13 protein-coding genes are annotated in these 14,636 nt (G+C 63.8%); 5 read left to right on the top strand and 8 right to left on the bottom strand.

The window, feature by feature from the left end:
• Positions 1-351 precede the first annotated feature (351 nt).
• The 3 genes from cofD to EHW12_RS10645 are packed head-to-tail and all read left to right on the top strand — an operon-like array spanning position 352 to position 3,292.
• Positions 352-1,344 carry a 2-phospho-L-lactate transferase gene (cofD, locus tag EHW12_RS10655; RefSeq protein WP_003940958.1) on the top strand — a complete coding sequence of 331 codons (993 nt, stop codon included), beginning with the start codon at positions 352-354 and terminating at the stop codon, positions 1,342-1,344.
• Positions 1,341-2,726: a coenzyme F420-0:L-glutamate ligase gene (locus EHW12_RS10650; protein WP_054187629.1), complete on the top strand. Its 1,386-nt coding sequence runs from the start codon at positions 1,341-1,343 to the stop codon at positions 2,724-2,726. The genes cofD and EHW12_RS10650 overlap by 4 nt, the downstream gene beginning before the upstream one ends.
• 5 nt (positions 2,727-2,731) lie before the next feature.
• On the top strand, positions 2,732-3,292 hold the full coding sequence (locus EHW12_RS10645; RefSeq protein WP_063316636.1) for an NUDIX domain-containing protein: 561 nt from the start codon (positions 2,732-2,734) through the stop codon (positions 3,290-3,292).
• Here the strand turns inward: EHW12_RS10645 and EHW12_RS10640 are convergent.
• From EHW12_RS10640 to rfbD, 4 genes are read right to left on the bottom strand one after another with little or no spacing between them, the layout of a single operon-like run.
• Positions 3,283-4,053, bottom strand: coding sequence for an SGNH/GDSL hydrolase family protein (locus tag EHW12_RS10640; RefSeq protein WP_003940765.1), 771 nt, complete (start codon positions 4,051-4,053; stop codon positions 3,283-3,285). The two genes, EHW12_RS10645 and EHW12_RS10640, sit on opposite strands and share 10 nt — an antisense overlap.
• Positions 4,054-4,085: 32 nt before the next feature.
• The gene (locus EHW12_RS10635; RefSeq protein ID WP_125050596.1) at positions 4,086-5,168 is read right to left on the bottom strand and encodes an NDP-sugar synthase; all 1,083 of its coding nucleotides are present in this window, start codon (positions 5,166-5,168) and stop codon (positions 4,086-4,088) included.
• Positions 5,165-6,079 carry a glycosyltransferase family 2 protein gene (locus EHW12_RS10630; protein ID WP_003940999.1) on the bottom strand — a complete coding sequence of 305 codons (915 nt, stop codon included), beginning with the start codon at positions 6,077-6,079 and terminating at the stop codon, positions 5,165-5,167. The genes EHW12_RS10635 and EHW12_RS10630 overlap by 4 nt, the downstream gene beginning before the upstream one ends.
• A 43-nt stretch (positions 6,080-6,122) precedes the next feature.
• The gene (gene rfbD / locus EHW12_RS10625; RefSeq protein ID WP_125050594.1) at positions 6,123-6,962 is read right to left on the bottom strand and encodes a dTDP-4-dehydrorhamnose reductase; all 840 of its coding nucleotides are present in this window, start codon (positions 6,960-6,962) and stop codon (positions 6,123-6,125) included.
• A gap of 114 nt (positions 6,963-7,076) precedes the next feature.
• On the opposite strand from rfbD, the gene EHW12_RS10620 reads away from it, so the two are divergent.
• A complete protein-coding gene (locus tag EHW12_RS10620; RefSeq protein ID WP_125052565.1) occupies positions 7,077-8,561 on the top strand; it encodes an LCP family protein in 1,485 nt (494 codons plus the stop codon).
• Positions 8,562-8,599: 38 nt separating this feature from the next.
• Positions 8,600-9,313, top strand: coding sequence for a TIGR03089 family protein (locus tag EHW12_RS10615; protein WP_003940786.1), 714 nt, complete (start codon positions 8,600-8,602; stop codon positions 9,311-9,313).
• Positions 9,314-9,316: 3 nt separating this feature from the next.
• On the opposite strand, the gene EHW12_RS10610 is transcribed toward EHW12_RS10615, so the two are convergent.
• The 4 genes from EHW12_RS10610 to EHW12_RS10595 form a co-directional block, all read right to left on the bottom strand.
• Positions 9,317-11,767: an FtsX family ABC transporter permease gene (locus EHW12_RS10610; RefSeq protein ID WP_125050592.1), complete on the bottom strand. Its 2,451-nt coding sequence runs from the start codon at positions 11,765-11,767 to the stop codon at positions 9,317-9,319.
• Positions 11,764-12,561 (bottom strand): ABC transporter ATP-binding protein, encoded by a 798-nt coding sequence (locus EHW12_RS10605; RefSeq protein ID WP_007731166.1) that lies wholly within the window; start codon positions 12,559-12,561, stop codon positions 11,764-11,766. Before EHW12_RS10605 ends, EHW12_RS10610 begins: the two co-directional genes overlap by 4 nt.
• Positions 12,562-12,695: 134 nt before the next feature.
• Positions 12,696-13,388: a response regulator transcription factor gene (locus EHW12_RS10600; protein ID WP_003940960.1), complete on the bottom strand. Its 693-nt coding sequence runs from the start codon at positions 13,386-13,388 to the stop codon at positions 12,696-12,698.
• A 35-nt stretch (positions 13,389-13,423) separates the two neighbouring features.
• On the bottom strand, positions 13,424-14,611 hold the full coding sequence (locus tag EHW12_RS10595) for a sensor histidine kinase (RefSeq protein WP_042450121.1): 1,188 nt from the start codon (positions 14,609-14,611) through the stop codon (positions 13,424-13,426).
• Positions 14,612-14,636 lie beyond the last annotated feature (25 nt).

The raw sequence follows: 14,636 nt of genomic DNA, 5'->3' as shown, positions 1-14,636 counted from the left end.
CTGCTGCGCCTGCTCGGGAATCGGTCTGCGGTTCGTCGCTTACTGTCATTGCGAGAGAACTGATCTCGACATTTTCATTGGGCATCGTTCCGCCTCCTCACCTGTAATAGCGCAGAATTTTCACTCCATCTTCAACCCCACCCCGTCGACCGTTCGAAACTGTGTTCGAAACCGGCCCCGCTGCAAGTGAACTCACAAGTAGCGGTTGGAATGACACATTTGAGATTACACACGTCCAGCGTGTCGCGGTCAAGCTAAACGAGATGAATCCATTAGTATTCCGGCCCTCAATTGACGGGACCTTCTGCCCGCCAGACACGACGACGCGCCGACCGCCTAGGCTCTGTTGTCGTGAACGTGACTGTATTGGTTGGCGGCGTCGGCGGGGCCCGTTTCCTTCAAGGTGTTCAAAACGCGCTCGGAATCGCCGGTGGTGAATCCCTCGAGAAATACGAAGGCCCACATCGCATCACGGCCGTCGTCAACGTCGGGGACGACGTGTGGATGCACGGTCTGCGCATCTGCCCCGATCTGGACACTTGTATGTACACACTCGGCGGCGGTATCGACACCGAACGCGGGTGGGGGCACGCCGGCGAAACCTGGAATGCGAAAGAAGAACTCGCGGCATACGGAGCGAAGCCGGACTGGTTCGGCCTCGGAGATCGCGATATCGCAACGCATTTGATTCGCAGCCAGATGCTCCGCACGGGATATCCGTTGTCCGCGATCACCGAAGCGTTGTGCAATCGCTGGAATCCCGGTGTCGCACTGCTTCCCGTGAGCGACGACCGCAGCGAAACACACGTCGTGATCACCGATCCGGAAGACGGTGAGCAGAAGGCGATTCATTTCCAGGAGTGGTGGGTACGCCATCGGGCACAGGTGGAAACGCACAGCTTCGCTCACGTCGGCGCCGAGCAGGCCAAGCCCGCGCCAGGGGTGGTCGAGGCGATCGACGGTGCCGACATCGTGCTGATCGCACCGTCCAATCCCGTCGTGAGCGTCGGCGCGATCCTCGCGGTGCCCGGCATTCGCGGTGCCCTGCGAACAACCGCGGCCAAGGTTGTCGGCCTCTCCCCCGTCATCGGCGGAAAACCGTTGCGCGGCATGGCTGACGAGTGCCTCGAGGTGATCGGGGTCGAGACGACTTCGGAGGCGATCGGTCGCCACTACGGAGCTCGTTCGATCAACGGCATTCTCGACGGCTGGCTCGTCGACGAAGGTGACACGGCCGACATCGACGGGGTGGACGTGCGAAGCATCCCACTTTTGATGACGTCCCCCGAAGAGACCGCGAAAATGGTTCGCACGGCTTTCGAGATCGCCGGAGTCGAACTGTGACCGAGCCCGGAACCGAAGCAAGCCGCGACAGAAATCACTCTCCCGGTGATCACTCCCCCGGCGCCGCAATCGAAGTCATTCCCGTGCTCGGGCTTCCCGAGTTCCGGCCCGGAGACGACTTGGCCACCGCTGTCGTCGACGCGACGCCGTGGCTCGAGAGCGGCGACGTCGTTGTCGTCACGAGCAAGGTGTTCTCCAAAGTCGAGGGTCGCATCGTTTCCTCACCGACCGATCCGGAAGAGCGCGACGCGGCACGACGCCTCCTGGTGGATCAGGAAGCCGTCCGCGTCGTGGCACGCAAGGGCCGCACTCTGATCACCGAGAACAAACTCGGAATCGTGCAGGCCGCATCGGGCATCGACGGCTCCAACGTCGACGGTGCCGAATTGGCGCTGCTCCCCGTGGATCCGGATGCGAGCGCTGCGGGTCTGCGCGCCCGAATTCTCGAGAGCACGGGCAAGTCCGTCGCCGTCGTCGTCACCGACACGATGGGTCGTGCGTGGCGCAACGGGCAGACAGACGCCGCAATCGGTTCCTCCGGCATTCCGGTCCTGCACGGCTACCTCGGAGCACAGGACAGTCAGGGCAACGATCTGATCGTCACCGAGATCGCGATCGCGGACGAAATCGCCGCTGCGGGCGACTTGGTCAAGGGAAAGCTGGGCGGCGTTCCCGTCGCCGTCGTTCGTGGGCTTCGGTTCGAGGACGACGGTTCGAGTGGCCAGGATCTGATTCGCCGCGGCCCGGACGATCTGTTCTGGCTGGGCACCGAGGAAGCTACGGCGATGGGCCGTGGCCAGGCGCTGCTGTTGCGTCGATCGGTCCGACAGTTCGCAAGTGATCCCGTCGACGCGGAGATCATTCGCAGCTCGATCGCCGAGGCACTCACCGCTCCCGCACCGCACCACACGAGACCGGTTCGATTCGTGTGGCTACGCACGGAGTCGGTCCGCACGGCTCTTCTCGAGCAGATGCGCGAGAAGTGGGCCGCCGATCTTCGCGCCGACGGTCGCAGTGACGAATCCGTCGAGGCCCGGGTTGCCCGCGGAAACATCCTGTTCGACGCCCCCGAGGTCGTCATTCCCTTCTGCGTGCCCGATGGCGCACACAGTTATCCGGATGCCAGACGAACCGCGGCGGAGTCGACGATGTTCACGGTCGCCGCCGGCGCGGCAGTGCAGGGACTGCTGGTCTCGTTGGCCACCCGCGGCGTGGGAAGCTGCTGGATCGGATCGACGATCTTCGCCGCCGATCTCGTACGCGAACAACTCGATCTCCCGGCGGATTGGCAGCCACTCGGTGCCATCGCAATCGGGCACCCCCTCGAACCACTGACTCCGCGCTCTGTCTCCGCCCCCGGGGACGCGTTGGTGGAGCTGTAGGTCCCATGTCAGCCGAATCGCTGCACGCCTCCGCCAAGGGCGTCCTGGAGGGCTGGGAGACGTCCTCCGAAGCGGACGAATCATTGCGGCACACGATGCTCGCGTTCCTCGATTCGGCTCCGGACGGCTGCCTTCGTCGCCACGCACCGGGACACATCACCGCGTCGTCTCTCGTTCTCGACGAGAGTGGCTGCCACGTCTTGCTGACCCTGCATCCCAAGGTGGGCAGGTGGATTCAGCTCGGCGGCCACTGTGAGCCCGACGACGAGACGGTGGTAGATGCGGCATTGCGGGAAGCTCGCGAGGAGTCCGGAATTCACGACGTTCAGATAGACGCGGACCTACTCTCCGCCCACACGCATCCGATCACGTGCTCACTCGGAGTACCGACTCGCCATCTCGATCTACGGTTTCTTGTTGTGGCGCCGGACAATTCACATATCGTCCGCAGCGCAGAGTCCACCGACCTCAGATGGTGGCCGGTGGACGCGCTCCCACCTACAGCGGAACGCGAGACCATCGACCACCTGGTCGCGCTCGCCCGTCAGCGCAAGAATCAGGACTGAATCGGAGAAAGCTGGGGCTGCTTGGCGCTCACGCCGTCGCCCGACGATGTTCCCTTCACGCGCCGAGCTACCCACGGCACCAAGAACTCTCGCGCCCATTGACGATCCTCGCGACGAGTTTCGGCTTTCGTGAGGACCGGCGCAGGCCCGAGATCGGGCGGGGTCAATCCGTGTTCGACGCCGAGCACGTCGAGCACACGCGTCGCCATGTTCTCGTGCCCGGAGGGCGACATGTGGAGGCGATCCCAGTCCCACATCCGAAGGTCCTGATATTCGGAGAATCGCCAGAAGTCGACGAGGGTCGCGTCGTGGCGGTCCGCCACCTCGCGAACAAGCTCGTTGTAGATCGCCAGACGTCCGCGGAGCTTGCCGAAGAAGGCGGACCATCCGGTGTCGTACGCGGTGAACATCAGAACCCGAGCGCCGGATGCAGTGAGCTGACCGATTGCCGAATCGTAGCGGGCGACCATCGCATCGATGTCGAGCTTCGGACGCATCATGTCGTTTCCGCCGGCGTAGATGGTCACCAGATCGGGCTTCAACGCCAGAGCGGGTTCCAACTGCTCGTCGATGATCGGTCCGAGTAGGCGACCACGAATCGCCAGGTTGGCGTAGCGGAAGTCGGGATTGTTCACCGCCAGCTGCTCGGCCACTCGGTCTGCCCACCCGCGCAGACCGTTGGGGAATCGTTCGTCGGCGTCGCCGACGCCCTCGGTGAACGAGTCACCGAGGGCAACGTAACGGCTCGGAAGAGAAGTCATACCCGCCAGTATTCCAGTAGGTCAGCTAACGATCACACATCTGTGCTGAAGCGCACGCCACCGTCCGGCAGCGTCACCCCCGGCCACACGCGTGCGCCGCGCAACAATTCACACCGCGCACCGATGTCCGCGCCGTCTCCGATGACAGCGTCGCGGACCAGCGCTCGGGGTCCGATACGGACGCCGAATCCGAGGATCGATCGTTCGACCACCGCCCCGGCTTCCACAACGGCGCCGTCGAAGAGAATTGCACCGTCGAGGCGAGCGCCTGCACCAACTTCTGCGCCTCGACCGACAACCGTGCCGCCGATCAGGACAGCGCCCGGCGCGATTCCGGCTCCGGGGTGAATCAGCGACTCGCCGCGCGGACCTTCGAGAGCCGGCGAAGGTGCGATACCTCGCACCAGGTCGGCGGAACCGCGAACGAAGTCCTCGGGGGTTCCCATGTCACGCCAGTACGACGAGTCGACGTGGCCGAACACCCGCTTGCCCTCGGCCAGGAGATTCGGGAACACCTCGCGCTCGACCGATACCGGTCGTCCTTCGGGGATCTGTTCGATGATTTCGCGCTTGAAGACGTAGCAGCCGGCGTTGATCTGATCCGTCGGCGGATCCTGGGTCTTCTCCAGGAATGCCGAGACTCGTCCGTCCTCGTCGGTCGGAACACAACCGAATGCTCGCGGGTCTCCCACACGAACCAGATGCAGGGTCACGTCGGCGTCCGTCTTCTCGTGGGTCTCGAGAATGCCGTTCAGATCGGTGCCACCGAGCACGTCGCCGTTGAACACCATGACGTTGTCACCGCGCAACTTCGGCAGCACGTTGCGGATTCCGCCACCGGTGCCCAGCGGTTCGGTCTCGAAGACGTAGTCGATCTCGAGGCCCATCTTGGAGCCGTCGCCGAAGTAGTCCTCGAATACCTCTGCCTTGAAGGACGTTCCGAGCACGACGTGCTTGATTCCGGCTGCCTCGATGCGGGCGAGCAGGTGCGTCAGGAACGGAAGGCCGGCTGTCGGAAGCATCGGCTTGGGCGCCGACAGCGTCAACGGACGCAGCCGAGTGCCTTTGCCGCCTACCAGGATTACGGCGTCGGTCGGATTCGGATCGGACATCATTTTCCCCCGTGGTTCGAAACTGATGGGTTGTCGGTCGAGTTGTCGGTGCGAGCGCGCTCGCGAACTGCAGAAGCTACGGCGATCTTGGATCGCACCGCGAGGCCACCGCGCAAGGCAAGTCGTAGCGGAGCCTGCCACCAGTGCGGATGGCGATCAGCCTGGAACTGGTACGCACTGCGATGATGGGCAGGCAACATCAGTTCCGGATGACGTCCTGCCGCATGGCCTTTGGCATGGGTGACGACGGCCGAGGGGACGAATACGTTGAGCCACCCGGCTTTTCCGAGGCGGTCACCGAAGTCCACGTCCTCCATGTACATGAAGTAACGAGAGTCGAAACCGGAGATGGTGTCGAAGGCGTCGCGTCGCACCAGCAGGCACGACCCGGAAAGCCACCCCACTGCACGCTCGGTGACGGCCTCGTTCTCCTGACGGTAACGAGCAGTCCACGGGTTCTTCGGCCATACGGTACCGAGCAACGCGTGCCCGACGCCCGAGGTGATGTCGGGCACCGTTCGCGCCGACGGATAGACACTGCCGTCCGGTTCGAGGACCTTCGGCCCCAGTGCACCGGCCCTTGGCCACCGATTTGCCGCAGCCACCAATTCGTCGAGTGAACCGGGTGCCCATTGGACGTCCGGGTTGGAAATCACGACGAATTCGATCGACGAATCGATCTCCGCTACAGCCCGATTTATCGCTCCCCCGTACCCGATGTTTCCGCCGGTTCGAAGCAGACGGACATGCTCGTACTTGGCATCGGCGGCCTCGGGGGCACCATCGGTCGACCCATTGTCGGCCATGATGACCTGGGGTTTTTCTGTCGTCGCCACAGCGAGCGTGCTCAAGAAATTCTCGAGATGCTCGCCTGGCGAGTAGGTCACCGTTACCACGGCCAGCTTGGGACTCACGCCGGTCAGCCTAGCCGTCCGCGGCCACTGTCCCGAACAATGCTCACGCCAGAGCGGCGTGCAGAGCCTCTCGCCACGGACGCAGCGGCGTCATTCCCGCGGTAACCCACGCCCGCTCGGACAAGACCGAATATGCCGGGCGCGGGGCAGGGCGTACGAACTCCGCACTACTGCACGGGCGCACCCGAGCAGGGTCTGCTCCGATCTCCTCGAAAACAGCTCGCGCCAACTCGTACCAACTTGCTTGCCCGCCGTTCGTCACGTGGAATGTCGACGCACCCGCGAAGTCCAGCAGCGCGAGTTCGACGATGCCGCCGGCCAGATCGACGCTGTACGTGGGTGACCCGATCTGGTCGTCCACGACGTTCACGAATTCGCGTTCGGCTTCGAGCCTTCTCATCGTGGCGACAAAATCCGTGCCGACACCGGAATACACCCACGCGGTGCGGACAACGGCCGCGTCAGCCCCCGACTCTCGAACAGCGATCTCGCCGTCCAGTTTGGTTCGGCCGTAGACCGTCGCGGGACCGGTCGGTGCATCGACGTCGTATGGCGAGCTTGCATCGCCCGGAAAGACGTAGTCCGTCGAAACGTGGATCAACCGCGAACCCGCCCGCGCACAGGCTTGCGCGAGATTCCGCGGTCCGATCTCGTTGACCGCCCTCGCCGCCTCCTGGTCGGTCTCGGCAGCATCGACGGCCGTGTACGCAGCGCAGTTGATCAGCACCGAACCAGGCGAGACGAAGTCGTCAACCGCGCGGCTGTCGGTGATGTCGAGCTCGCGGGAACCGACGGCCGTCACAGTGTGACCCGCCGACGTTGCGAGAGCATCGATACGTGTTCCGAGCTGCCCTCGGGCGCCGGTGAGCAGGATATTCGTCACACGGTTGAGTCTGGCACGCCGCGTCGAGGTACCCGCGGCCGAGCATCGGACCAGTAACCTGAAGGGGTGTCCCACCAGCAACCGCAGCGCCGCGCGCGTCCACGACCTGCGCCGATTCGGACCAAGACGAGCCCGGCTCGCATAGCGGTCGCGGTGCTGTCCGTGCTCGTACTGCTGGTCACCGGGTTCGCATGGCGGGGTGTGGACTCGTTGAGAAACAGCCTTGCCACTGCCAGCGGACTCGGCCTCGGTGGCGGCAAGGACGGAGCAATCGACATTCTGATGGTGGGAACGGACAGTCGAACCGACGCGCACGGCAACCCGCTCTCACAAAGCGAGCTCGACTCGTTGCGCGCAGGTGAGGAAGTTGCGTCCAATACCGACACCATCATCTTGATCCGCGTCCCCAACGACGGGAGTTCCGCGACCGCGATCTCGATTCCCCGCGACGCGTACGTCAACGTCCCGGGTATCGGTATGTCGAAGATCAACGCCGCGTTCGGTGCCACCAAGGAAACCGAGCGGCTGAAGTTGGTCAACAACGGGTCGTCCGACAGCGACGCAGACAAGAAGTCGACGGAAGCCGGCCGGACCGCGCTCATCGGAGCGGTGGCGAATCTGACCGGCATCACCGTCGATCACTACGCCGAAGTCGGACTACTCGGATTCGTCCTGCTGACCAACGCAGTGGGCGGAGTCGACGTGTGCCTCAACGCGCCGGTAGACGAACCGATGTCCGGAGCCAATTTCGCGGCCGGGAAACAGACACTCGACGGTGCCGACGCGCTGAGCTTCGTGCGACAACGACACGATCTTCCTCGCGGCGACCTGGACCGGATCGTTCGCCAGCAGGTGTTCATGGCTTCTCTCGTCAGCAAGGTACTCAGCGCAAAAACCCTCAGTGACCCCGGCAAGCTCAGTCAGCTGACCTCGGCTGTCCAGCGTTCCGTCGTGATCGACGACGACTGGGACATCATCGAGTTCGCCAAGCAGTTGCAGAATCTGGCCGGCGGCAAGGTGCAATTCGAGACAATTCCCGTTCTCGACATCAACGGCATGACCGATTACGGCGAGTCCATCGTCAAGGTCGATCCCAAGGCCGTCAAGAAGTACATCGCGGGATTGGTCGGCGCCAACAGCGAGGACTCGGAGGAGACCTCCGAAGCACCGACCACGGTGAATGCGTCCTCGATCACTGTCGACGTCGCAAACGCCAGTGACATCGCAGGGTTGGCCAGCGGGGTTTCCGAAGCGTTGAGTGCCCTCGGATACAAGCAGGGTCAGGTCGGCAACAACACCGGCTCCGACGTCACCGAATCGACGGTGTTCGCAAAGTCCGCGGACGACGACGCAGCACTCGCGGTGGCCGAGGCACTCGGCGGTCTGACGGTCAAGGCGGATTCGTCATTGTCCTCGGGCAAGGTTCGGGTTGTCATTGCCGAGGACTACAGCGGCCCGCAGTCCGCGGACGCGGTATCCCCGCCCGAAGGAGCGACAAGCACGACTGAATCGTCGAGCACCACCGAGACCAGCCCCACTCCCGCCCCTCCCGGTCCGCCGATCGACGCGGCCTCCAACGGCCCGCGCTGTGTCAACTGAAAAATTGTGTGAACTGAACCGCTGCGTAAGCTGATTAGGTGCCTTCGCCTGTAGACAACCTGACCGACGCCCTCCTCGGACCGATCCTGGCTGCCGACCCGGCCGGCCCTCGCGTGACCTACTACGACGACGCCACCGGCGAGCGCATCGAATTGTCTGCGAGCACTCTGGCCAACTGGGCGGCAAAGACAGCGAACATGGTTCGCGACGAGTTCGCTCTCGAGCCGGGCGGCAAAGTTGCCGTGCTGCTTCCCGCGCACTGGCAGAGCGTCGCCGTCTTGCTGGGTGTGTGGTGGGCAGGCGGTGAGGTGGTCCTCTCCCCCGACGCCGACGCCGAACTGGCTTTTGTCACTGCCGACCGACTGGACGATGTTGCGGACGTACCGGAGGTAGCCGCACTCTCCCTCGACGCGTTCGGCAAAGGTTTGAGCGATCTTCCGCTCGGCGTCGCCGACTACGCAACCTCCATCCGTGTGCACGGCGACCAGTTCCGTAGCGCCGGAGCCGGTTCGGCGCTGGAAGGCCGGTCCGTAGCGGACACGATCGACGCGGCACGGGCATCGGCGAAGAACGTCGAATTGGTGTCGACGGATCGTGTCCTCTCCAGTCGCACGTGGGACACGGCAGACGAATTGATCGACGGGCTTCTGGCAGTTCTCGCCGCGGGTGCCTCACTCGTGCAGGTGGCCCACCCGGACGCGGAAGCTACCGCGCGCCGAGTGGGCACCGAGAAGGTCACGAAACAGTTCTGAACGCTAGCTCGCGAGAGCTGTCACCGGTGACACCAGCCCCGCCCGCCTAGCGGGGAGCAGTGACGCGATCACACCGCAGATTCCGCCGATCAACACGATGGCTACCAACTGCACCCACGGCACTGCGCTGAGGGCGACGTCCTCGATCCCGAAAACCGATGCGGTACCGGCTACACCGAACACCATCCCGAACAGCACTCCGATCACCGATGCGACTCCTGCGACGAGCAGCGCTTCCCAGATCAACATGGCTCGAATTCCCTTCTTGGTCAGACCGAGTGCGCGAAGCAGTCCGGATTCGCGGCGCCGTTCGAGAACGGACAGTGCCATGGTGTTTCCGACGCCGATCAAAGCGATCAACACCGCTACCGACAGCAATCCGGCAACCACCATGAGCATGGTGTCGAGGATCGAATCGAGAGCTGAACGCATCTCGGTCATGCCCTGAACATCGCTGCCCGGCGCTTCCTGGCGTGCCAGTTCGGTGATGCGGTCGGTGGCGGCCAAAGCCTGTTCGTCAGTATCCGTCCCCAGCCTTACCCAGTACGAATCGGTGGTCGGCACGGTGGCCGCTGCACCGAGATCGCCTCGATCCAGTAGTGCTGGTTGACCTTTCACGCCCTCGACCACGCTGACGTTCACGACGCCGCGATCCCCACGCACCGTCGCCGTATCGCCCGCCGAGAGCTTGTATTCGGTCAGGTCAGCGGGCGAGAGCACCAACTGACCGGCCGCGGGTACCGAGATCTCGGTACGCAGAACATCTTTCACCCGAGCAGCGTCGACGCCGAATCCGGCCAACGAACCGCGCCCGTCGATCGTCAGTTCGGCCTTGTCCAGACCGCTCACCGCGCCGACACCGTTGACCGCGGCGATGTCTGTGCCCAACCCTGCGGGAAGCGGTGCCGAACCTGAACTGCTCACCATGACGTCGACGGGGAATTGACTGTCCATCGCCGCGGGTGCGGCTTCCTTGACCGTCGCGATTCCCACGACGAGCGTGCTCGTCAAGGCAACACCGATCAACAATGCGGTGGCCGTCGCCGAGGTGCGGCGTGGGTTCCTACCGGCGTTGCCTGCTGCCAGGCTTCCCACCGGACCGATCAGTCTCGCCAACACTCCGCCGGCCGCATTGATCAGTGCAGGCACGATTCGACCGGACAGTGCCGCGATCCCCAGGAACGAGAACAGTCCACCGGCGGTTGCCGCCGGCACCTGCTGATTCGTCACTCCCAGGACGGTCATCGCTATGCCCGCGAGCAGGGTCACGACGCCGAGAACCCGGCGCACCACCGATACCTGAACGCTCTCAGGCTTGGACTCCATCGGCTGCAGTGCTGCCAGCGGGGAGAGCCTCGTTGCCGCCCGCCCGGGCGCAGATGCAGCGAGCATCGTCATCACGATGCCGACGGCAAGACCGACGAGCACGGTCACCGGGGTGACGCTCAGTGACGAAAGAGGAACCGGCACATCTGCGGCCGTTGCTACGCGACCGATTGCCCAGGCAAGTCCGACACCGAGTCCGACGCCGATCACCGAGGCGATCACGCCGACCGCCGCGGCTTCACTGCGAATGCTCCGGCGAACCTGTTTGGCCGTGGCGCCGACGCATCGCAGCAACGCAAGTTCCTGAGTGCGCGCCGCGAGCAGCACGGCAAATGTATTGGCGATCACCAGCGCGGCAACAACAACGGCGATGGCGCCGAAGGCGAGCAACACCGTGCTGAGGATCTTGGTGCCGCCCATGTATTCGGCTGCGGCGTTGTCTGTGGCTTCTTCGCCGGTCAGCACGGTGGAGTCCGCGGGCAACGCGCTCGCGATCGAATCCACGAGTTGTTGCTGAGAGCGTGAACCGTCACCGGCGACACGGAACTCACGTTCGGCACTGTCACCGGCCCACGCGCTCACCTGCTCGGCGGTGGTGAATATCTTGATCCCGCCCAGTCGTTGCGCCGAACCGGAGAGGTCGACCAGTCCGACTACCTCCGCGGTGGGTGCGGCGGCGCCGACCGTCGAATCCCGTGCCGTGACTGTGATTCGGGCACCGATCGGTATCCCGGAGTCCGCGCTCACCAACACCTGCCCCAGACCGGCCGGAATCGATCCCTCCGACACCTTCTCCCAACGCAATTCGGGATTGTCGGCAATCGAGAGCGCATCCCCGTAGGACGCGCCCTTTGCCTCGGAGTCGACACGAACATAGGTCGACACGTCGTCGGCCACCGCCGAGACGCCCGGCACCGCGCTCAGCAGTGCTTCTGTCACGCCTGGACCGGACGCGACGACATCTGTGGTTTCGTATTGCGTCGCAAGTGATTTGCTCACACTCGCGTCGACCGTCGAGCTCAAGGTCAAAGTCGCGACGATGTATCCGACGGCGATCACCACCGCGAGTATCGACGCCACATAGCGCCCGGCATGTGCCCGCGCCTGCGCAAAGGCCAGACCTCTCATCGCAGTGCACCCGAAACTGCAGGAACATCGGCCAGGTCGTCGGCACCGAGAGCTCGCATGGCACCGATCACCGAGTCGACGGTGGGATGGTCGATCTCTCCGGCAATACGCCCGTCCGCGATCAACACGACTCGATCCGCGTACGACGCCGCCACCGGATCGTGTGTCACCATCACGACCGTCTGACCGGTCTCCCGGACACTGGTGCGCAAGAGTCCCAGAACCTCTGTCCCGGAACGGGAATCCAGGTTGCCGGTAGGCTCGTCGGCAAAGATCACGTCGGGCTGGGGCAGTAATGCACGGGCGACAGCTACACGTTGCTGCTGACCGCCGGACAACTCGTGCGGCAGGTGGTCGAGGCGCTGCGACAGGCCCAGCTTTCCGATCACCTCGTCCATCCACTCGGACGAGGGTTCACTACCTGCCAGCTTCATCGGCAGCAGCATGTTCTCCCGAGCAGTGAGCACCGGTAGCAGGTTGAACGCTTGGAAGACGAATCCGATCCGCTCGCGTCGCAGTTCGGTGAGCTCCGTGTCGCCGAGTTTCGTGACTTCGGTGTCGCCCAGGAAAACCTGCCCACCCGAGACCGTGTCGAGTCCGGCCAGGCAGTGCATGAGCGTCGACTTTCCGGAGCCGGACGGGCCCATGATCGCGGTGAACCGCTCGCGACCGAAGTCCACGTCGACTCCGCCGAGCGCGTGAACCGTGGTCTCACCGGTGCCGTACACCTTGGTGACACCGCGGGCAGTGATCGCCGGCACTGCGGCTGGTTCCGTCGTGGTGTGCGCATGCATTTTTTGCCCTCCGTAAAGCTTCTCGCTATGACGGAATCGACGTTATTGCAGCGCAAGTGGTCTCCGCGTCGGAGTGCGGGGCGATCTTGGAGAGCCCGGTGTCATCCCGGGGTAGGACTGGACAGGGCGGCGTGTCAGCCCTCGGTGCCGAGGAGATCTGCGCGCCGGACAAGTCCGATCTGGAAGGCGAAGACGACTGCCTGTACACGATCACGAGAATGAGTCTTTGAAAGAACCCGTCCGACATGGGTTTTCACTGTCGTCTCGGAGACGTGGAATTTCGCAGCGATCTCCGAATTCGACAGCCCGTACGCCATGGCTTCGAGCACCTCGACCTCGCGCGGCGTCAACTCTTCGGGCAACTGCGCTTCGGGCGCCGAGCCTTCCAGGAGTGGCCCGACGTGCTGAAGCAGTCGCCGAGTGGCCCGGGCTTCGATCACCGCGTCCCCGCGGTGCACGGTGCGGATGGCGTCGAGCAACTGCTCCGGTGGCACGTCCTTGAGCAGGAAACCACTGGCGCCCGCCCGGATAGCCGACATCACGTACTCGTCGTTGTCGAAGGTGGTGAGCACCACGACCTTCGGCGCATCGGGGTCGGCCAGGAGCCGACGAGTCGCCTCGATGCCGTCCATCTTCGGCATCTGGACATCCATCAGAACGACGTCGACATGACGGGCGGCCAACTCGGTCAGCGCCTGCTGACCGTCCGAAGCCTCGACAACCACCGACAGATCCGGCTGTGAGTCGATGACCATTCGAAAACCTGCGCGGACCAGCTGCTGATCGTCGATCAGTGCCACTGCGATCGGAGCCACGTGTTCGTCCATGCCACTCACCTTAAGACCTTCGGACGTTTCAAGACCTACCCAGACGTTCGTTCGTACGGCAAGACGGCCCGGACGCTGTATCCGCCGCCTGATTTCGGTCCGGCGGTCACTTTGCCTCCGTGCAGCTTGGCTCGCTCGGCCATTCCGATCAGTCCCTGTCCGCCTGGTGACGATTCGACCAGCGCGGCGCTGCCACCTCGTCCGTCGTCGGCGATACCGAGAACGAGTTCGGTTTCAGCCCATGTCATCTCGACGCTCGCCTGTGCTCCAGGCCCCGCATGTTTGAGAACGTTCGTCAGCGATTCCTGCACGATGCGATACGCCGTCAACCCCGCACCCGCAGAGAGTTCGCGTGGTTCCCCGGTCACACTGACGGCGATGTCGAGTCCGCTGCTGCGTAACTCGTGGAAGAGACTGTCGATGTCGCCGGCGCCCGGGATCACCGAGAAATCACGGGGCGTGTCCTCACGCAGGACGGACAGCAGCGATCGCATGTCGGTCAACGCCTGGCGGCCGGTGGAGGCAATTGTTTCGAGTGCCTGAATTGCAGCCTGAGGATCCTTGGCCGCGCTGTAGCGTCCACCGTCGGCCTGAGCGATGACAACGGTCAACGAATGCGCGACGATGTCGTGCATCTCGCGCGCAATCCTCGAGCGTTCGCTGATCGTCGCGATTTCCGCTTCCTGCGCACGCTCGAGTTCGAGCAACCGTGCGCGCTCGGTCAGACCTTCCAATTGTTTGGTGCGAACTCGACGCAAATCACCGAACGCCCAGACCGCGAGCATGAAGATCATGACGGCCACGGACTGCATGACCTGCGAGGACACCGGGATTCCGTCGTAGCCGAAGTATCGAACAGTCCCGGCAATCGAGCCGAGCAACGCGAGCACCAGCCCGGTGAGTGAACTCCACCGAGCGCCGTAAGCGGCCAGCGCGTACAGGGAGATGGGGACGACAACGGCCGATGCGAGCAGTGTGTTGCCGATGAAGATCACGTGTAGAACTGCGAACCCTGCGATCACCATGCCGGAGAGTTCGGGGCGCGAGCGTCGCCACGCCAACGGAACGGTCATACCCAGCGAGATGAACACCGCCAGCGGACTCGCCTCGACCGCAACGACAACGCTGAACAGTGCAGCAACCGTCGCAATGCAGATGTCCACACCGCGAGCATGTTCCGCGCTCCAGCGGACGAAGCGTTCACTAGTCGGAAAACGAGCCATGCCGCCAAGAGTAGCTTTTACTGAC

Source organism: Rhodococcus sp. NJ-530 (assembly GCF_003860625.1).
Lineage (GTDB): Bacteria > Actinomycetota > Actinomycetes > Mycobacteriales > Mycobacteriaceae > Rhodococcus_F > Rhodococcus_F qingshengii.
The sequence above is the reverse complement of the archived record's forward strand: the minus strand, read 5'-3'. Positions and strand labels throughout refer to the sequence as shown.

Coding starts and splice junctions, on each gene's coding strand:
- EHW12_RS10645 (WP_063316636.1), top strand. CDS start 2,732: ATGTCAGCCGAATCGCTGCACGCCTCCGCCAAGGGCGTCCTGGAGGGC.
- EHW12_RS10610 (WP_125050592.1), bottom strand. CDS start 11,767: ATGAGAGGTCTGGCCTTTGCGCAGGCGCGGGCACATGCCGGGCGCTAT.
- EHW12_RS10640 (WP_003940765.1), bottom strand. CDS start 4,053: ATGACTTCTCTTCCGAGCCGTTACGTTGCCCTCGGTGACTCGTTCACC.
- EHW12_RS10600 (WP_003940960.1), bottom strand. CDS start 13,388: ATGGACGAACACGTGGCTCCGATCGCAGTGGCACTGATCGACGATCAG.
- EHW12_RS10605 (WP_007731166.1), bottom strand. CDS start 12,561: ATGCATGCGCACACCACGACGGAACCAGCCGCAGTGCCGGCGATCACT.
- EHW12_RS10595 (WP_042450121.1), bottom strand. CDS start 14,611: ATGGCTCGTTTTCCGACTAGTGAACGCTTCGTCCGCTGGAGCGCGGAA.
- EHW12_RS10635 (WP_125050596.1), bottom strand. CDS start 5,168: ATGATGTCCGATCCGAATCCGACCGACGCCGTAATCCTGGTAGGCGGC.